Origin of the sequence: Streptomyces sp. WM4235, assembly GCF_001279725.1 — a bacterium.
Taxonomy (GTDB): domain Bacteria; phylum Actinomycetota; class Actinomycetes; order Streptomycetales; family Streptomycetaceae; genus Streptomyces.
Genome location: NZ_LGDE01000068.1, coordinates 66,608 through 85,222 on the forward strand (window position 1 = coordinate 66,608; position 18,615 = coordinate 85,222).

17 protein-coding genes are annotated in these 18,615 nt (G+C 70.9%); 13 read left to right on the plus strand and 4 right to left on the minus strand.

All coding sequences use genetic code 11. From position 1 onward, the window contains the following. The first annotated feature begins 13 nt into the window (after positions 1–13). The 5 genes from ADK55_RS08055 to ADK55_RS08075 are packed head-to-tail and all read left to right on the plus strand — an operon-like array spanning position 14 to position 5,196. Entirely contained in the window at positions 14–1,642 is a 1,629-nt protein-coding gene (locus ADK55_RS08055) for an ABC transporter substrate-binding protein (protein WP_053676779.1), read from the plus strand. Beyond that, positions 1,642–2,607 carry an ABC transporter permease gene (locus ADK55_RS08060; RefSeq protein ID WP_053676837.1) on the plus strand — a complete coding sequence of 322 codons (966 nt, stop codon included), beginning with the start codon at positions 1,642–1,644 and terminating at the stop codon, positions 2,605–2,607. Before ADK55_RS08055 ends, ADK55_RS08060 begins: the two co-directional genes overlap by 1 nt. Then, on the plus strand, positions 2,604–3,467 hold the full coding sequence (locus ADK55_RS08065) for an ABC transporter permease (protein WP_053676780.1): 864 nt from the start codon (positions 2,604–2,606) through the stop codon (positions 3,465–3,467). The genes ADK55_RS08060 and ADK55_RS08065 overlap by 4 nt, the downstream gene beginning before the upstream one ends. Continuing rightward, positions 3,464–4,396: an ABC transporter ATP-binding protein gene (locus ADK55_RS08070; protein WP_053676781.1), complete on the plus strand. Its 933-nt coding sequence runs from the start codon at positions 3,464–3,466 to the stop codon at positions 4,394–4,396. Before ADK55_RS08065 ends, ADK55_RS08070 begins: the two co-directional genes overlap by 4 nt. Beyond that, positions 4,393–5,196 (plus strand): ABC transporter ATP-binding protein, encoded by an 804-nt coding sequence (locus ADK55_RS08075; protein WP_234349952.1) that lies wholly within the window; start codon positions 4,393–4,395, stop codon positions 5,194–5,196. Before ADK55_RS08070 ends, ADK55_RS08075 begins: the two co-directional genes overlap by 4 nt. Positions 5,197–5,634: 438 nt before the next feature. Here the strand turns inward: ADK55_RS08075 and ADK55_RS08080 are convergent, their stop codons facing one another. From ADK55_RS08080 to ADK55_RS08090, 3 genes are all read right to left on the minus strand, one after another. Beyond that, positions 5,635–7,092: a catalase gene (locus ADK55_RS08080; RefSeq protein WP_053676782.1), complete on the minus strand. Its 1,458-nt coding sequence runs from the start codon at positions 7,090–7,092 to the stop codon at positions 5,635–5,637. A 219-nt stretch (positions 7,093–7,311) separates the two neighbouring features. Continuing rightward, the gene (locus ADK55_RS08085) at positions 7,312–8,211 is read right to left on the minus strand and encodes a 2-hydroxy-3-oxopropionate reductase (RefSeq protein WP_053676783.1); all 900 of its coding nucleotides are present in this window, start codon (positions 8,209–8,211) and stop codon (positions 7,312–7,314) included. A 75-nt stretch (positions 8,212–8,286) separates the two neighbouring features. After that, complete coding sequence (locus ADK55_RS08090; protein ID WP_053676784.1) at positions 8,287–9,120, minus strand: TIM barrel protein; 834 nt, start codon at positions 9,118–9,120, stop codon at positions 8,287–8,289. Between the two features lie 125 nt (positions 9,121–9,245). Between ADK55_RS08090 and ADK55_RS08095 the strand changes: the two genes are divergently transcribed. The 7 genes from ADK55_RS08095 (at position 9,246) to ADK55_RS08125 (ending at position 15,239) form a co-directional block, all read left to right on the plus strand. Next, positions 9,246–9,497, plus strand: a complete 252-nt coding sequence (locus ADK55_RS08095; protein ID WP_078998622.1) for a hypothetical protein — start codon at positions 9,246–9,248, stop codon at positions 9,495–9,497. Further along, the gene (locus ADK55_RS08100; RefSeq protein WP_053676786.1) at positions 9,494–9,877 is read left to right on the plus strand and encodes a helix-turn-helix domain-containing protein; all 384 of its coding nucleotides are present in this window, start codon (positions 9,494–9,496) and stop codon (positions 9,875–9,877) included. Before ADK55_RS08095 ends, ADK55_RS08100 begins: the two co-directional genes overlap by 4 nt. Positions 9,878–10,030: 153 nt before the next feature. Further along, the gene (gene uraD / locus ADK55_RS08105) at positions 10,031–10,537 is read left to right on the plus strand and encodes a 2-oxo-4-hydroxy-4-carboxy-5-ureidoimidazoline decarboxylase (protein WP_053676787.1); all 507 of its coding nucleotides are present in this window, start codon (positions 10,031–10,033) and stop codon (positions 10,535–10,537) included. A gap of 7 nt (positions 10,538–10,544) precedes the next feature. After that, positions 10,545–10,949 (plus strand): hydroxyisourate hydrolase, encoded by a 405-nt coding sequence (gene uraH, locus ADK55_RS08110; RefSeq protein ID WP_053676788.1) that lies wholly within the window; start codon positions 10,545–10,547, stop codon positions 10,947–10,949. Between the two features lie 5 nt (positions 10,950–10,954). Next, positions 10,955–11,878, plus strand: coding sequence for a factor-independent urate hydroxylase (gene pucL / locus ADK55_RS08115; protein WP_053676789.1), 924 nt, complete (start codon positions 10,955–10,957; stop codon positions 11,876–11,878). Positions 11,879–12,068: 190 nt separating this feature from the next. Next, entirely contained in the window at positions 12,069–13,472 is a 1,404-nt protein-coding gene (locus ADK55_RS08120) for an 8-oxoguanine deaminase (RefSeq protein ID WP_053676790.1), read from the plus strand. 372 nt (positions 13,473–13,844) lie between these two features. After that, entirely contained in the window at positions 13,845–15,239 is a 1,395-nt protein-coding gene (locus ADK55_RS08125; protein ID WP_078998624.1) for a nucleobase:cation symporter-2 family protein, read from the plus strand. A gap of 159 nt (positions 15,240–15,398) precedes the next feature. Here the strand turns inward: ADK55_RS08125 and ADK55_RS08130 are convergent, their stop codons facing one another. After that, a complete protein-coding gene (locus tag ADK55_RS08130; RefSeq protein ID WP_053676792.1) occupies positions 15,399–16,454 on the minus strand; it encodes an Lrp/AsnC family transcriptional regulator in 1,056 nt (351 codons plus the stop codon). Positions 16,455–16,582: 128 nt separating this feature from the next. Here ADK55_RS08130 and ADK55_RS08135 point away from each other — a divergent pair, with 128 nt between their 5' ends. After that, positions 16,583–18,577, plus strand: coding sequence for an ATP-binding protein (locus ADK55_RS08135; RefSeq protein ID WP_053676793.1), 1,995 nt, complete (start codon positions 16,583–16,585; stop codon positions 18,575–18,577). The last annotated feature ends 38 nt before the right edge of the window (positions 18,578–18,615 follow it).

The window sequence follows — 18,615 nt, forward strand, 5'->3', positions numbered from 1 at the left end:
CCAAGGAGCGTGCATGCCGATCCCCTCACGGCACCGCCTGGCCGGTTCCGCCGCCGCGGTCCTCGCCCTGATCCTCACGGGCGCGGGCTGCGCGGCCCCGGCCGGCGATGCCGACACCACCGGAATACACCTCTCCACCGCCACACCCGCCGCTCGCGGCGACATCGACGGGTTCACCTGGGCGCTGTACGCCGAACCGCCCGTGCTCGACTACCTCTACGCCTTCGACTACCCGCAGAACACCGTCCTCGCCAACGTCTGCGAGTCCCTGATGCGCTGGACGCCCCAGCTCACCGTGGAACCCGGCCTCGCCGAGAAGGCGTCCAACCCCGACCCCACCACCTGGGTCTACGACCTCCGCCCGAACGTGCGCTTCCACTCCGGCGCCACCCTCACCGCCGACGACGCGGTGGCCAGCCTGAACCGGCACCTCGACCCCGAACTCGGCTCGTACTGGGTCGAGGACTTCAAGAACGTAGCCTCCGTCGAGAAGACCGGCCCGCTCCAGGTCACCGTGCACCTCAAGACCCCCGACGCGCTCTTCCCGCAGGCCATGGCGAACTCCGCCGGGACGGTCGCCAACGCCGCCACCATGCGCGCGCAGGGCCGCAGGTTCGGCACCGCCGACGGCGGCCTCGACTGCACCGGCCCCTTCACACTGGGCAAGTGGGAACAGGGTGCCTCGCTGCGCCTGGACCGCTTCGACGGCTACCGGGGCAAGCGGGCCAAGGCCGGCCACGTCGACTTCGTCTTCCTGCCCGACTCCGCCGCCCGCACCAACGCCCTGCTCACCGGCGAGGTGGACGGCTCCTTCGCCGTGCCCCCGGAGTCCCTCTCCCGCTTCCGCGCGGCCGACAACGGCACCGTCCACCAGGGCCAGAGCCTCACCACCGTCAACCTCGCCGTGTCCGACCTCGGCGGCACCCTCTCCGACGTACGGGTGCGCCGCGCCCTGATGCTCGCCCTCGACCGCGAGGGCTTCGCCAAGGGCGCGATGCGCGGCGCCGCCACCCCCACCAACTCCCTGGTGGTCAAGGACATCTGGCGCGGGATGCCCGAGGAACCCGTCGCCCGGGAACTGGCCGCGCTGCCCCCCGTCAAACGGGACCTGACCGAGGCGAAACGCCTCGTCGACGAGGCCGGCGCGCGCGGGAAGAAGGTGACCGTCGCCTCCAGCCCGCTCGGTCCGGACGTCGCCCTGCTCGCCACCGCCGTCCAGGACGCGGGCCGCCGCATCGGCCTCGACATGGAGATCCGCACCGTCGCACCCGACGCCTTCACCGCGCTGTTCTCCGACCCCGAGGCGCGCAAGGGACTCGACCTCTTCCCCTTCACCTACTACCTGTCGCTCAGCGACCCGCTGGCCATGTACAGCAACTTCCGCACCGGCCAGTTCGAGAACTACGCCGGCTACAGCTCACCCGAGTACGACGCCCTCGTCGACCGGGCGACGGCCGAGTACGACCCCGCCCGACGCGGGGTGCTGACCGCCCGGCTCGCCAGGATGGCCGCCGACGCGGCCCTGTGCCTGCCGGTGGCGGAGTACCCCGGTCCGATGTTCCTCAACAAGAGGATCACCGGCGCGCCGACCGGCATCTCGTACATGTACGCCCCCTGGGCGGCCGAAGTGGGGGCCCCGTGATGCCGAGACCCGATCTCGTCCGCTTCCTGCTGCGCAGGATCGGCGAGCTGCTCGCCACCCTCCTCGTCGCCTCGTTCCTCGTGCACGCCTCCATCCGCCTCGCCCCGGGCAGTCCCGAGACCTTCCTGCTCGGCGGTCGCGGCGCGAGCCCCCAGGCACTGGAGGCGATCCGCTCCCACTACCACCTCGACGACCCGTTCCTCGTCCAGTACGGGAAGTGGCTCGGCGGCGTCGTCACGGGAGACCTGGGCACCTCCGTCCAGTACCGCTCCGACGTCGTCGACCTGGTCGCCTCCCGCATGCCCGTCACCCTCGCCCTGATCGGGATGTCGGCCCTCCTCGTCATCGCGGGCGGACTGCTGCTCGGCCTGTTGGGCGCCGTGCGCGGGCGCCGCACCGACCAGGCCGTCCTGATCACCACCTCGGTCGCCGTCGCCACCCCGTCCTTCATCGCCGCGATCCTGCTCCTGTCACTGTTCTCGGTCCGGCTCGGCTGGTTCCCCGTACTCGGCAGCGGAGACGGCTTCCTCGACACCCTCCACCACCTCGTCCTGCCCGCCGTGGCCCTGGCCCTGCCCTTCGTCGGGGTGCTCGCCCGTGTCACCAGGGCCTCCCTGCTGGAGCAGTTCGCGCAGGACCACGTCACCGTCGCCCGCAGCCGCGGCGTGCCGGAGCGCACCGTCGTACGCCGCCACGTACTGCGCGGAGCGCTGGGCACCGTCGTCACCCAGGCCGGTCTGGCCCTCTCCGGGCTGATGGTCTGCACGATCCTCGTGGAGTCCGCCTTCGGCCTCGGCGGGCTCGGCGAGTTCCTCGCGAAGTCCGTGACCGTCAAGGACTTCCCCGTAGTCCAGGCGATCTCCCTGCTGACCATCGCGCTGTTCGTGCTGGTCAACCTCGCCGTCGACCTCGTCCACCCGCTCATCGACCCCCGGGTCCGGCTCGGCACCAGGAGCTCCGAATGACCGCACTCCTGCTCCGGCCCGCGGCCGCGCGGGCCAAGGCCCGCAAGGCCGCCGGCGGTGCCTGGCTCCACCGGATCTGCCTCGGCTTCGCCGCCCTCGTCGTGCTGGTCGCGTTGGTCGCCCCCTGGCTGGCGCCGCACGACCCGAACGCCGTCGACTTCGGGGCCTCGCTCGCCAACCCCACGCCCCACCTGCCGCTCGGCGGCGACATCAGCGGCCGCGACACCCTCTCCCGTCTCATCGTCGGCGCCCGCACCTCACTCCTCGGCCCGCTCGGCGTCGTCGTCCTGTCGACCCTCCTCGGGGTGGTCATCGGCGTCACCGCCGCCTGGCGCGGCGGCTGGGTCGACGCCCTGCTCTCCCGGACCAGTGAACTGCTGCTCGCCTTTCCCGGGCTGCTCCTCGCCATGCTGCTCGTCTCGCTGTACGGGCGCGGGCTGATCGCCCCGATGGTCGCGTTGTCCCTCGCGTACACGCCGTTCGTCAGCCGGCTCGCCCGCAGCCTCGCGCTGTCCGAGGTCGGCAAGCCGTACCTCGCGGCGTACCGGGTGCAGGGCTTCTCCGGGGCGTGGATCTGTGTACGCCACCTCGTGCCGAACATCGCGCCCGTCGTCCTCGCCCAGTCCACCGTCAACTTCGGCTACGCCCTCCTCGACCTGGCCGCCCTGTCCTTCCTCGGCCTCGGCGTGCCACCCCTCACCCCCGACTGGGGAGCCATGATCAACGACGGCCAGTCCGCCATCCTCGACGGGGCGCCGCTCTCCGCGCTCGCCCCCTGCCTCGCGGTGATCCTCACCGTCGTCGCCTTCAACGTCGTCGGCGAGCGCTTCGCCGACCGGGTCTCGGGGCGCGCCGCATGAGCCCCGTACTCGAAGTGGAACGGCTCCACCTGACGCTGCCCGGCTTCCCGCGCCCCGTGCTCGCCGGAGTCGACCTGACCGTCGAAGCCGGCGAGACCGTCGCCCTCGTCGGCGAGTCCGGCTCCGGCAAGTCCCTCACCTCCCGCTCCGCGCTCGGGCTGCTGTCGCCCGGCGCGGAGGTCTCGGGATCGGTGCGGGTCGCCGGCCGGGACGTGCTGACGATGGCCCCCGCCGCGCTCCGCGAACTCCGCTCCCACACCGCCTCGATGATCTTCCAGGACCCGCGCGCGGCAATGAATCCGCTGCGTCGCCTCGGCGACTTCCTCACCGAGGGGCTGCGGCACGCGGGCGTCGAGGTCCCCGACGGACGGCTCGCCGAACTCCTCGACGCGGTGGGCCTGCCCGACCGGGTCCTGCGCCAGTACCCCCACGAACTGTCCGGCGGCATGCTCCAACGCGTCATGATCGCCTCCGCGCTGCTGCCCGGACCCCGGCTGCTGCTCGCCGACGAACCCACCACAGCCCTCGACACCACCACCCAGGCCGAGACCATCGCCCTCCTCGCCCGGCTGCGGGAACGCGAGGGCTGCGGGCTCCTGTTCGTCACCCACGACCTGGAACTCGCCGCCGCGATCAGCGACCGGGTCCACGTCATGTACGCGGGCCGCATCGTGGAGACCGGCCCCGCCGCCGCCCTCTTCGAACACCCCCGGCACCCCTACACGAGGGCGCTCCTCGCGGCGACCCCCCGCCTCGACGCGCCCCCCGGACCCCTCGCCTCGATCGCCGGCCGGCCGCCGGACCTGCGCACGACCGTCACCGGCTGCGCCTTCGCCCCGCGCTGCGCCCGCGCCACGGATCTGTGCGCCGCCGAGGTCCCGACCCCGCGCTCCGGCGTGGCCTGTCACCACGCGGAGGTGCTCTCGTGAGTGCGGTACTGGAAGTCCGCGGCCTGGCCCGCGCCTACGGCGCCGTGCGCGCCGTCGACGACGTCTCCTTCCGCGTCCCGGCGGGCGGCTCGCTCGGCATCGTCGGCGAGTCCGGTTCGGGCAAGACCACCACGGCCCGGATCGTGACCGGCCTGGAGCGGGCCGACGCGGGCGAGGTCCTCGTACGGGGACGGCTGCGGGCCCCGTCGGTGCGCGGCCGGGCCGCCCGACTGCACCGGGCCCGCGAGGTACAACTGGTCTTCCAGGACCCGCTGCTGTCGCTGGACCCCCGGGTCCCGGCGGGCGAGGCGGTGCGCGAGACCCTGCGGCTGCACTTCCCCGACCGCGATCCCCGGCCCCGGGTCGCGGAACTCATGGAACAGGTGGGCCTCGGCGACCGGGAGGCGGCGGCCCGACCGCGCGAGCTGTCGGGCGGCCAACGTCAGCGGGTCGCCATCGCGCGGGCCCTCGCGGTGGAGCCGGCGGTGCTGGTGCTGGACGAGGCGGTGGCGGCCCTGGACGTCTCCGTGCAGGCGCAGATCCTGAACCTGCTCGCGGAGATCCGCGCCCGCACGGACATCGCGTACCTGTTCATCACCCACGACCTGGGCGTCGTAAGGGCGGTGACCGACTCGCTGGTTGTCATGCGGTCCGGCCGGATCGTCGAACAGGGCGCGACGGCCACGCTGCTGTCCGCCCCCGAGCACGCGTACACCCGGCTGCTGCTGGATTCCGTGCCCCGCCCCGGCTGGGACCCGGCCGCCATCGCGGCCCGACGGCGGCCGGCCGCGGGCCACTGAGCGTCCGCCCCGGTCGCCGGGGGGCGGTCGGGGCGGTGACGCACCCCGCGCACGACAAAGCGCCGGGTCACGGGACCGTCCGTGACCCGGCGCTTCGGTTGTGACCGCCCGACGGTGCGAGGCTGGCGCGACAGGACGTTCGCACCGCCGGGCGGAGTGTTGGGGGAGGGTGTTCCTCCTCGGGTACAGGGGACTCTGTGCGTGGCCCCTGTACGGAAGGAAGAGGCTGGGACCGCGGCGGGCGGCGACGAGAACTCCGGCACCGTCTCCCTCAGGTCGAGAGACGGGCCTCGGAACCCATTACCACCGCACTGGCTCGCACGCCCGCCACGGTCCTCGTCCTGCCCCCACCGCGTACCACCCCTCATCCGGGTCCGCGGTGCGGGCTCAGCACCCGGGACCTGACCTCCCGTCAGGCCCCCGGTACAGTTGAGCGGCTCAGGCGTCTCGCAGGGCGCGGACGGCCTCCTCGACGCGCTTGCCGTAGTCGGCGTCCGCGGCGTGGAAGTGAGCCAGGTTCTTCTCGATGACGTCCTCGATGGTGACCTGGGACAGGCCGCCGGCGATGTTCGCCACCAGACGCTGCTTCTCGGCCTCCGACATCAGGCGGTAGAGCTCACCGGCCTGGAAGAAGTCGTCGTCCTTGGTGTGGGCCGGGGCCTCGTGGGTGCCCGTGTAGCCGGAGACGGCCTTCGGGGCGCCGAGCGCCAGACCGGTCTCGGCCGGGCCCCGGTACGAGTTGGGCTCGTAGTTCTTGTCGTGGCGCGAGCCGTTGCGCAGCGCCATGACGCCGTCGCGGCCGTAGTTGTCGGCCGTGGTCGCCTTCGGGGCGTTGACCGGCAGCAGGGTGTGGTTGACACCGAGGCGGTAGCGCTGGGCGTCGGCGTACGCGAAGAGACGGCCCTGGAGCATCTTGTCCGGCGAGGCGGTGATGCCCGGGACGAAGTTGTTCGGGGAGAACGCGGACTGCTCGACCTCGGCGAAGACGTTGTCCGGGTTGCGGTCGAGGACCAGACGGCCCACGCGCTGCAGCGGGTAGTCGCTGTGCGGCCACACCTTGGTGAGGTCGAACGGGTTGAAGCGGTAGTCCGCGGCCTCGGAGGCCGGCATGACCTGGACGTAGAGGGTCCAGCTCGGGTTCACGCCGCGCTCGATCGCCTGGAGCAGGTCGGTCTGGTGCGAGTTCGCGTCCTTGCCGACGAGCTCGGCGGCCTGGTCGCCGGAGAGGCTGCGGACGCCCTGGTTCGTCTTGAAGTGGTACTTGACGAAGAAGGCCTCGCCCTGGGCGTTGGTCCACTGGTAGGTGTGGGAGCCGTAGCCGTTCATGTGGCGGTAGGACGCGGGGATGCCGCGGTCACCCATCAGCCAGGTGATCTGGTGCGTGGCCTCGGGGGCGTGCGCCCAGAAGTCCCAGACGTTGTCCGGCTCCTGCTTGCCCGTGAAGGGGTCGCGCTTCTGCGAGTGGATGAAGTCGGGGAACTTGATCGGGTCCTTGATGAAGAACACCGGGGTGTTGTTGCCGACGAGGTCGTAGTTGCCCTCTTCGGTGTAGAACTTCAGGGCGAAGCCGCGCGGGTCGCGGACGGCGTCCGCGCCACCGAGGGAGTCCGCGACGGTGGAGAACCGCAGGAAGGTCTCGGTCTTCTTGCCGACCGTGTTCAGGAACGCGGCGCTGGTGTAGGCGGTGACGTCGTCGGTCACCTCGAAGTGGCCGTACGCGGCCGAGCCGCGGGCGTGCACCACGCGCTCCGGGATGCGCTCCCGGTTGAAGCGGGCGAGCTTCTCAAGGAGCTGCTGGTCCTGGACCAGGAGCGGGCCACCGACGCCGGCGGTGGCGGAGTTCTGGTTGTCGGCGACCGGGGCGCCGGACTCGGTCGTCAGCGTGCGCTTCGACATGGTGACCTTCCGTACGGGAAACTGCTGACGGAATGCATCTTCCGTCATGCGGAACAGCCTAATTTCGGCGTGAACTCGACGTCAACAGTTTGTTGAAAGAAAGAGTGTGGAGAGGGAATCCGGACGGTGCCGGCGCTTGGGCGCGACAGGACAGGTGTCAGCACCGGCACCATCCGGAAACTCAGGTCCCCCTGGGGGGAAGGGCGTTCGGATCCGTGATCAGATCTGCGCGCCGGAGAGGCGCTCGACCGCGCGGAGCAGGGCGGAGTGGTCCAGGCCACCGTCACCCTGGGCGCGCAGCGAGGCGACGAGCTGGGCGACGACCGCGCCGACCGGGAGGGCCGCACCCACATTGCGGGCGGCGTCGGTGACGATGCCCATGTCCTTGTGGTGCAGGTCGATCCGGAAGCCGGGCTTGAAGTCGCGGTTCAGGAAGTTGTCCTTCTTGCGCGTCAGCACCGTGGAGCCGGCCAGACCGCCGTTGAGAACGTCCAGGGCGGCGGTGAGGTTCACGCCGGACTTCTCCAGGAAGACGACGGCCTCGGCGCACGCCTGGATGTTCACCGCGACGATGAGCTGGTTGGCGGCCTTCACCGTCTGGCCGGAGCCGTGCGGGCCGCACAGGACGATGGTCTTGCCGAGGGCCTCCAGGACCGGCAGGGCCTCGTCGAAGTCGGCCTGCTCGCCACCCACCATGATCGACAGCACGGCCTCGATGGCGCCGGCCTCGCCGCCGGACACCGGGGCGTCGATGACGCGGATGCCCTTCTCGGCGGCGTTCTTGGCGAGGTCGATCGAGGTCTGCGGGGTGATCGACGACATGTCGATGATCAGCGCGCCGGACTTCGCGTTCTCCAGGATGCCGTTCTCGCCGTAGGCGATGGCCTCGACCTGCGGGGAGGCGGGCACCATCGTGATGACGACGTCGGCGTCCTTGACGGCCTCGGCGATCGCGCCGGCCGCGGTGCCGCCGGCGGCGGCGAGGCGGTCCAGCTTGTCTTGCTCCAGGGTGAAGCCGGTGACCGAGTAGCCGGCCTTCAGGAGGTTCTCGGCCATGGGGGAGCCCATGATGCCGAGACCGACCCAGGCGATCGACGGGAGGGCAGCGGGGTTGCTCATGATGAGGGTCCTTCTCTTAATGCTTTGTACGAAAAGTGCGTGAGGTGCCTGGCTGATCGCCCGGACTTGGTCCGCCTACTTCGCGGCGCGGGCCTCGGCCGGCAGCCACGCGAAGGAGGCGGGGGCGTCGGCGGCCTTGTACTCCAGGCCTACGTAGCCCTCGTATCCGGCCTTCCTCAGCTGGTCGAGCAGCTCCTCCAGGGGCAGCTCGCCGGTGCCGGGGGCACCGCGTCCGGGCTTGTCCGCGATCTGGACGTGCCCGGTCTTGGCGGCGTACTTTTCGATGACCTCGGAGAGGTCCTCATCGTTCATCGCCAGGTGGTACAGGTCGAGGAGGAACTTGGCGTTGCCGAGACCGGTGGCCTCGTTCACCTTGTCCACCACCTCGATGCCGGCCGGCGCGCTCACCAGGGGGTAGAGCGGCGACTCGGGCTTGTTGAGGGTCTCGATCAGGAGGATCGCGCCCACGCGGTCCGCGGCCCGGGCGGCCACGACCAGGTTCTCCAGGGCGAGCTCGTCCTGGACGGCCGGGTCGACGCCTTCCACGCGGTTTCCGTAGAGGGCGTTCAGCGCCTTGCAGCCGACCGAGGCCGCGAAGTCGGCGGCCACGTTGATGTTGGCGTTGAAGCGCTCCGACTCCTCACCGGGGACCGAGACCGCGCCGCGGTCGGGACCCGGCAATTGGCCGGCGTAGAAGTTCAGGCCCACCAACCGGGTGCCGGCGTCCTCAAGAGCCTTCTTGAGGGCGTCGAGCTCCGCCTGGGCGGGAGTGGGGGTCTCGATCCAGGGCCACCACAGCTCGACCGCGGTGAAGCCCGCCGCGGCGGCGGCCGCGGGACGCTCCAGAAGCGGGAGTTCCGTGTAGAGGATCGAAAGGTTTACATCGAAGCGCTGGTCCGTGTATCCCATGAGGGGTGTGCGCTCCTTCCGTATTGCGGAAGTTGTTTTCTGCTTGATGGAAGACTGCATCGAGGTTCGCGTGGCTGTCAAGTGCGGACTGCCGAAACCTGCGGAGCGCGGGGTAGCTTGACCGCGTGCGATTGAGAGTGGAATTCACGACCGAGCCCTTCGATCTCGAAGAGGCCCCCGCCCATGCCGTGGCCGCTCGCGAGGTCATCCAGAAGGCGCGGCTCGACGCGGTGGACGTCGGCCCCTTCGGCAACACCGCCGAGGGCGGGTCCGAAGAGGTGCTCACCGCCGTTTCCGCGCTCCTGCGCGATGCGCTGGAGGCCGGAGCCACGCGCGTCTCGCTCCAGGTGAACGTGATCCGGGAGGAGACCCCGTGACCGAGCCCCGCGACCACCCGTTCGTCACCGCGGTCAAGCCGCTGGTCGACGCCATCGGCGGCGAGCTGATGGATCCCTCCCTGGCGCAGCCCGACGACGTCGTGCTCACCTGGGAGGGTCAGGACCTGCTGGCCGTGCGCCTGCCCCAGCTGTCCGACTCGCTGGACCACATCCTGGCCGCGCTGGAGCGACGCCACGGCGTGCCCCTGGCCCGGCTCGACCGGAAGTCCAAGCAGGACGTGGTGCGCATATTGGAGGCGCGTGGCGCCTTCTCCGTGCGGCACGGGGTGGAAACGGTCGCGGGCGCCCTGGGGGTAAGCCGCTTCACGGTCTACAACTACCTGAACAGGGAAAACCCGAACAAGAACAGCCAGGAGTGAACGGCGTCTGACGCACGGTGACGAGCCGCCGCCCGATTCACCCGGGCGGCGGCTTTTGTGTACGCGAAGTTTCAACAAAGTGTTGACGCGGTGTTGTCGAGGGCGTTAGCTATGCGCAGCCCGTCAAGCAACAACAGGCCACGGAGGCCTACCGTGACTTCGAGTCCGACCCCGGGTCTCACCCGGTTCAACGCCTTGGACGACAGCGCGGCCACGGCCGAACTGCACGAGGTCTGCGCCAGCTCGGCGTGGGGGAGCAAGCTGCTCGCCCAGCGCCCCTTCACCACCGCCGACGCCCTGTTCTCGGCCAACGAGTCCGCCATGGCGGAGCTCACCGCCGAGGACCTGGCCGAGGCGATGGGGGGCCACGCGCCGATCGGCCGGCCGAAGCCGGGAGACCCGACCTCCGCCCGCGAGCAGCGTGGCATGGCCGGTGCCTCGGAGGACCTCAAGAACGAGCTCCTCGAACTGAACCTGGCGTACCAGGAGAAGTTCGGCCACGTCTTCCTCATCTGTGCCACCGGTGCGACCGGTGAGTTCATGCGGGACGCGGTCAGGATCCGGATCGACAACTCGCCGGAAGCGGAGCGGGAAATCGCCCGCGGCGAGCTCGTCAAGATCAACCGGATCCGCCTGACCCGCCTCGCAGAAGGAGAGTGAGCACGCCATGAGCACCGAGACCACCGCGTCGGTGTCCACGCACATCCTGGACACCAGCATCGGCAAGCCCGCCGAGGGCGTCGCCATCTCCCTGTCGGCCCGTACGGGTCCGGGCGGCGAGTGGGCGGCCCTGGGCGGCTCCGCCACCGATGCGGACGGGCGTTGCAAGGACCTGCCGGCCCTGCCGGAGGGCACCACACACGTGCGTCTCGACTTCGAGACCGAGACGTACTTCCTGAACAAGCACAGTTCGAAGAAGCAAGCCGAGGCGCAGCAGGACGCCCCCCGCGTAAGGGACAGCGGTGCGTTCTTCCCGGAGGTCACCATCACCTTTGCGGTGAACCCGGGCGAGCATTACCACGTACCGCTGCTGCTCAACCCGTTCGGCTACTCCGTTTACCGAGGGAGCTAGCAGACATGCCCACGATTCTCGGCCAGAATCAGTACGGGAAAGCAGAGAACCGCGTAGTCAAGATCACGCGGGACGGCGACACCCACCACATCAAGGACCTCAACGTCTCGGTCGCCCTCTCCGGCGACATGGACGACGTCCACTACTCCGGCTCGAACGCCAACGTGCTGCCGACGGACACCACCAAGAACACGGTGTACGCGTTCGCCAAGGAGTACGGCATCGAGTCCGCCGAGCAGTTCGGCATCCACCTGGCGCGTTGGTTCGTCAACAGCCAGGAGCCGATCCAGCGCGCGCGCATCCGGATCGAGGAGTACTCCTGGTCCCGGATCGCCACCTCCGACGCCAACTCCAAGTTCATCGGGTCGGACGAGGTCAACCACTCGTTCGTCCGTGAGGGCATGGAGACCCGCGTCACCCAGATCACGTACGACGGCACCAACTGGGAGGTCATCTCCGGCCTCAAGGACCTCGTCGTCATGAACTCCACGAACTCCGAGTTCTGGGGTTACGTGAAGGACAAGTACACGACCCTGAAGGAGGCCTACGACCGCATCCTGGCCACCCAGGTGTCGGCTCGCTGGCGCTTCAACTGGTCGGACGACGAGCAGCGGATGCCCAACTGGGAGAAGTCCTACGCCGAGACCCGCAAGCACATGCTTCAGGCCTTCGCGGAGACCTACTCCCTGTCGCTCCAGCAGACCCTGTACCAGATGGGTTCGCGCATCATCAACCACCGTTCGGAGATCGACGAGGTCCGCTTCTCGCTCCCGAACAAGCACCACTTCCTCGTCGACCTGGAGCCCTTCGGCCTCAAGAACGACAACGAGGTCTACTTCGCCGCGGACCGCCCCTACGGTCTGATCGAGGCGACGGTCCTCCGCGACGGCGTTGACGCCCGTATCCCCGTGGACATGACCAACCTCTGACGAGCACGCGCGTCCCGGGGCTCCGCAGTGGCCCCGGGATCGGCGCGACACTCTTCAACTTCCTTAATCGGCACCCGGACGCAACACACGGGGCGGCAGTACTGTCAGCTGTCAAGGCCCCCGGCTCCGGCACTCAAATCCCCTGGGTTTTGCCGTGCCCGTACCGCCACTGAAAGCACGAGGAAGTCCCATGGCAGCATCGGCAGCCCAGGACAGCGCCGTCGAGCGCATCGTCATCGAGAACTGTGCCATCGCGACCGTTGACGCGAACGACACCGAGTACGCCTCGGGTCACGTGGTCGTCGCCGGCAACAAGATCGAGTCGATCGGTGCGGGCAAAGCCCCCGAGAACCTCGCCAACGTGGTCCGCCGCATCGACGGCACGGGTCACCTCGTCACCCCGGGTCTGGTCAACACGCACCACCACTTCTACCAGTGGATCACCCGTGGTCTGGCCACCGACCACAACCTCTTCAACTGGCTCGTCGCCCTGTACCCGACGTGGGCGCGCATCGACGAGCAGATGACGTACACGGCCGCCCAGGGCTCCCTGGCGATGATGGCCAAGGGCGGCGTCACCACCGCCATGGACCACCACTACGTCTTCCCCAAGGGCTCCGGCGACCTCTCCGGCTCGATCATCCGCGCCGCGTCCGAGATGGGCGTCCGCTTCACCCTGGCCCGCGGATCGATGGACCGCAGCGTCAAGGACGGCGGCCTGCCGCCGGACCACGCCGTCGAGACCCTCGAAGGCGCGCTCGCCGACACCGAGGCGACCGTCAAGAAGCACCACGACCACTCCTTCGACGCGATGACCCAGGTCGCCGTCGCCCCGTGCTCCCCCTTCTCGGTCTCCACCGAGCTGCTGAAGCAGGGCGCCGAGCTGGCCCGCCGGCTGAACGTGCGCCTGCACACGCACGGCTCGGAGACCGTCGAGGAGGAGCAGTTCTGCAAGGAACTGTTCGGCATGGGCCCGACCGACTACTTCGAGTCGACCGGCTGGCTCGGCGAGGACGTGTGGATGGCGCACAGCGTCCACATGAACGACTCCGACATCGCCGCGTTCGCCCGCACCAAGACCGGTGTGGCGCACTGCCCGTCCTCCAACGCCCGTCTGGCCGCCGGCATCGCCCGCGTGCCCGACATGCTGGCCGCCGGCGTACCGGTCGGCCTCGGCGTGGACGGCACCGCCTCCAACGAGTCCGGTGAGCTGCACACCGAGCTGCGCAACGCGCTGCTCATCAACCGCCTGAACCCCGTCCACCGCGAGCGCGCACTGAACGCGCGCCAGGCCCTGCGCCTCGGTACGTACGGTGGCGCCCAGGTCCTCGGCCGCGCCGACAACATCGGTTCGCTGGAGGTGGGCAAGCTCGCCGACCTGGTGATGTGGAACGTCAGCACGCTGGCGCACTCCTCCATCGCCGACCCGGTCACCGCGCTCGTCTTCGGCGCGGCCGCACCGGTCACCCTCTCGCTGGTCAACGGCAAGCAGATCGTCGAGAACAACCGACTGCTCTTCGCCGACGAGGACGCGATCGCCGTGTCCACGCGGGAAGAGGCCCAGCGCCTCGCGCGGCTCTCCGCGCAGGCCTGATCCCCCGGAGTCCGGTCGGGGGGGACGGCCCTCGACCGGCGGCCGCGGACCCGAGCGGGGTCCGCGGCAGCCGTTCCCGGGAAGCGCCCGAGGTCAACACCGAGGGCGCCCCCGGGGGCGGTGACTCGTGACACTCTCACGGCGCGCACCACCATCGGCACGCCACCGCGTCACGCCACGGCCCGCGGGCTCCCACGCACCGCGGCATTCCGTGGGAACGACTCGGGCGAATCGTTTCCGCACCCCGTGCGTCCCTCACACCCCCTCGGGACGGCACCTCGACAACTTCACAACGGCTCGACTAGCACCGCTTTCGCACCACCTCCCAGACACCCACGTCCCTGCCGACGTGTTACCCGACCGGAGGAAGCCGTGGCCGCAACGCCCAGGTTTCGCAAAGATGCAGTCGCAGTACCGGAGGAGACGCACCCGGTCGACGAGACCCTGCCTCCGCTGAAAATGTTCACGAGCGGTCTCCAACACGTGGCCGCCATGTACGCGGGTGTCGTCGCCCCGCCCATGATCGTCGGACCCGCCGTCGGTCTCTCCGCCACCGAGACGGCCTTCCTGATGGGCGCCTCGCTCTTCACCGCCGGCCTCGCCACCCTGCTCCAGACCCTCGGGTTCTGGAAGATCGGCGCCAAACTCCCCTTCGTCAACGGCGTCTCCTTCGCCGGCGTCACCCCGATGATCGCCATCGGCAAGGGGGAGGGGGTCGACGCCATCCCCGTCATCTTCGGTGCGATCATCGTCGCCGGACTCCTCGGCTTCCTGGCCGCCCCCTACTTCGGGAAGCTCGTCCGCTTCTTCCCACCCGTCGTCACCGGCACGGTCATCACCCTGATCGGCGTCTCACTGCTCCCGGTGGCGTTCAACTGGTCGCAGGGCGGCAACAGCACCGCCTCCGACTACGGATCGATGCAGAACATCGGCATGGCCGCCCTCACCCTGGCGATCGTGCTGGTCATGCGGAAGTTCCTGCGGGGCTTCCTCCAGCAGATATCCATCCTGCTCGGCCTGGTCGTGGGCACCCTCATCGCGATCCCGCTGCACATGACGAACTTCGACGCCATCCGCGACGCGGACATCGTCGGCTTCCCCACCCCGTTCCACTTCGGCGCCCCGCAGTTCCAGGTCGCGGCCATCATCTCCATGTGCATCGTGATGCTGGTCTGCATGACCGAGTCCACTGCCGACATCCTGGCCCTCGGCAAGATCGTGGGCCGTCCGGCGGACGCGAAGACCATCGAGGGCGGCCTGCGCGCCGACACCCTCGGCAGCGCCGTCAGCCCGCTGTTCAACGGCTTCATGTGCAGTGCCTTCGCCCAGAACATCGGACTCGTCGCGATGACCAAGGTGCGCAGCCGGTTCGTCGTCGCGGCCGGCGGCGGCATCCTGATCCTGCTCGGCCTGTGTCCGGTGGCGGCCTCCGTGATCGGCGTGGTGCCGCTGCCCGTGCTCGGCGGCGCCGGCATCGTCCTCTTCGGCTCGGTCGCCGCCAGCGGCATCCAGACCCTGGCGGGCGCCGCCATGGAGAAGGGCGAGAACGCCCTGATCGTGGCCGCCTCGGTCGGCATCGGCCTGATACCGATCGCCGCCCCCGGCTTCTACCACGCCTTCCCGAAGGACCTGTTGGTCGTCCTCGACTCCGGCATCAGCACCGGCTGCGTCGTGGCGATCCTGCTCAACCTGGCCTTCAACCACCTCGGCGCCAAGAAGAAGGACGAGGCCGCACAGGCCACGTCGGAACCGGCGTTCGTGCACTGAGGCCGGACCCCCGGCCGGCGCGCGGCGGTGCGTACGCCACCCACTGCGGGTGTGGCGTACGCACCGCCGCGCGCCCGTGCTCCCCCACGGGTCCGCGTCCGGCGGCGCGGCCCACTCCCCGGGACCGCCCCGGACCGACCGCCCGTACCCCCGCCGGCATCAGGCCGCGCGCGTCGGCTCCGTCCAGATGTCCGGGAGCACCGTGCGCACGCGTCGCCCCTCCTGGTCCAACTCCTGCGCCTCCGACTTGCGCACGTGGAGCGCCACCGCCGAGTCGGTGACCCGCATCGCCGGCAACCGGCGCGAGAGGTCCGAGGTGTAGTGGGCCAGCTCCGCGATCGTGCGCAGCCGCGCACTGATCATGAAGTTCCAGGGCCCGCTGACGGACATGCAGGTCCGGGTCTCGCGTAACCCGATCGCCGCCGCCGCGCAGTCGGCCACCTCGTGCTCGGGCACCTCCGCCCACAAGGTCGCCGACACCGGCCAGCCCGAGACCCCCGAGGCCATCGCGCAGCTGTAGCGCAGGCCCTGCCCCGCCTCCAGCCGGCCCAGCCGGCGACGCACCGTGGACTCGCTCATGCCGGTCTCCCGCGCCAGCGAGGCCACGCTGCGTCGCGCGTCCGAGGCCAGCGCCAGCACCAACGGCCGGTCCTCCTCGGTCATGTTCGACGGCGCCGGGCCGGCGAGGGCCGCCGACGACGTGGAGCGGCGGGTCCGCCCGGTCAGCTGATCGATCTGGAGGGGGGACAGTTGATCCAGGCGCCACCGGTCGGGGGCGCTGTGCACCGCCGTCACCATCGACGACCGGGTCGCGCCCACCCCGGGGATCCGCTGGACGCGGAACGACAGGTAGCGGTACAGCGTGTGCAGGTTCGGGACGGCCACGAACGCCAACAGGTCACGGGCGCCCGTGGTGTGCTGCACGCCGAGCGTGTGCGGGTCCCCGACCAGCGCCGCGCCGACCGCCGGGGCGGTGCCGGCGGCGCAGGTCACCTCCACCCAGGCCATGCAGGGCGACTGGTTGCCCGTACGCAGCCCCAGCCCCGATATCCAGGCCTCACCGGCCCCCGTCATGCGCTCCCAGCGGCGGGCCAGCGTGTCGGGGCGGGCGCCGAGCACCGGCCCCAACCGCTCCCAGCTCGCCCGGGGCGCGAGCTGGAGTGCGTGGACGAGCGCCCGGTCGGTGTCGTCCACGGCGGAAATGGCCGCGTGCATACCTTCCCCCTGGTGGTTCTCCCGGTCGCGGGTCGGAAGACCGGACTTTCCGCAGATCATCTCTCTTTGTGCACCGAACCGATGAATCCGACGGTGGTGCGCGAGTACAGGACGTCGCGGGAGGACGCGTGGGTGACCCCGAAGCGTGCGCGCGCCGCACCGTGCCCGCGGAGCTGTCCGATGTCGTCGGCCGGGACCGGGAGACGGCCGCCACCGCCGAACTGCTCGCCGCCGGACGGCTGGTGACCCTCACCGGACCCGCCGGCATCGGCAAGACCCGGCTCGCCGTGCGCACCGTACGCGCCCTGACCGCCGCCGACGGCGCCGACACCGTGTGGGTGGAGCTGTCCACGCTCCCCGAATCCCGTTGGGCGGTGATGGAACACGAACTGGTCCACGGGCTCGCCGGCCGTGAGGTGCTTCTGGTGCTCGACGGCTGCGAACAACTGGGGGACAAGGCCGCACGGGTGGTCGCGGACCTGATGGCCTGGCTGCCCCGGGCCCGCATCCTGGCGACCTCCCAACGACGGCTCGACCTGCCGGGCGAAGCCGAGCTCGCCGTCCCGCCGCTGTCCCTGCCCGCCGAACCCCGGGACCCCGCCGCGCGGCAACCGGCCACCGCGATCGTCGGCTCCGCCGCGGTGCGGCTCTACGAGGAACGCGCACGCGGCGCCGACCCCTTCTTCGAGCTCACCGACGCCAACGCCGCCGCCGTCGCCGCCCTGTGCCGAGCCCTCGACGGCATCCCCGGAGCACTGGAACTCGCCGCCGGGCGCGCACACCGGTACCCGCCCCTGGAAGCCCTGCGCCGCCTGACCGCCGACCCGCTGACCTTCCTCGCCGGCGGCGCCGGTCGCGCCACCCGCGTCGACGCCGAGCGCACCCACCGACTCGCCTCCCCGGCCGAACGCCTCCTGTGGGAACGGCTCTCCGTCTTCGCCGGCCCCTTCGACGCGGCCGCCGTCGCCGACGTGTGCGGGTTCGGGGAACTCACCCCGGACACGGCCGTGGAAGCCCTGGCCCGACTGGCCCCCGCCCTGCTCGCGGACGAGGAGCGCCCCGGCCGGCACCGACTGCCCCTGTCCGTACGCGCCCACGCGGCCATGCGTCTGGCCCGCCGGCCCGGAGACGACGGGACCACCGTCGCCCTGCGCCACCAGGAGCGGTGTCGCTCGCTCGCGGAACGCGCCGCGCGACTGTGGCGGGGTGGCGCGCAGAGCGAGGCGCGCGCCCTGGCCCTGGCCGAACTCCCCGAACTGCGGGCCGCGATGAACCCGCTCGCCGTCGGTTCGGGCGCCGCCCTGGAACTGGCCGTCACCCTGTGGTTCCTCTGGTCGGCCTGCGGGCTCCCGGCGGAGGGCCGGTGCCACCTGGAGCGCGCCCTCGCCCTGCACCCGCGGCCCCGGCCGGCCCGCGCTCTGTGGCTGACCGCCTGGCTGACGGCGATCCTCGACGGGACGGACGGTACGGACCCGCTGCTGGTGGAGGCGTGGAGCGCCGCCGTGCGCGAAGGAGACGACGACTGCCTGGCGCGGCTCGCGCACGTTCGCGGCACGATCGCGCTCTGGGAACGCCGCCACGAGAGTGCTGTCGCCGAGTACCGGGAGGCGCTGGAACTGCTGCCCGCCGGGACCGGGTCCGGCCCCGGCCCCGGCCGGGAGGTGCTCCGGGCCGCCCTCGCACTGGCCCTCGCGCACGTGGACCCGCTCGCCGAACCGTCGACGGAGCCGCTCGTCGATCCGCTCGCCGATCCGCCCGGCGGGCGTCGCGACCCGTGGGCCCGTTCCTGGGCGAGCCACGCCTCGGCCGTGCGCCTGGCCCGCCAGGGGCGTACCGATGCGGCTCGTACCGAGGTGCTGCGCGCGCTGGAGACACAGTCGGCCCTGGGCGACCGGACCGGCCGGGCATTCTCGGCGGAGCTGTTGGCCGAGTTGGAGGCGGGCCAGGGCCGGTACGCGCGATCCGCCCGGCTCCTCGGTTCGGTCTCCGGGGCCCGCCCGGCGGCCGCCCGCCCGCCGCGCGCCCTGGACGTCCTGGGGGACCGGATGCCCGAGGAGGAACTCCGGGCGGCGTACGCGGAGGGCGCACGGATCGGACCGCGAGCGCTGCTGCCTGAATTCTGAGCCCCCGTTCCCGCTGCCGCGCTCCTTGCCGAACGCCA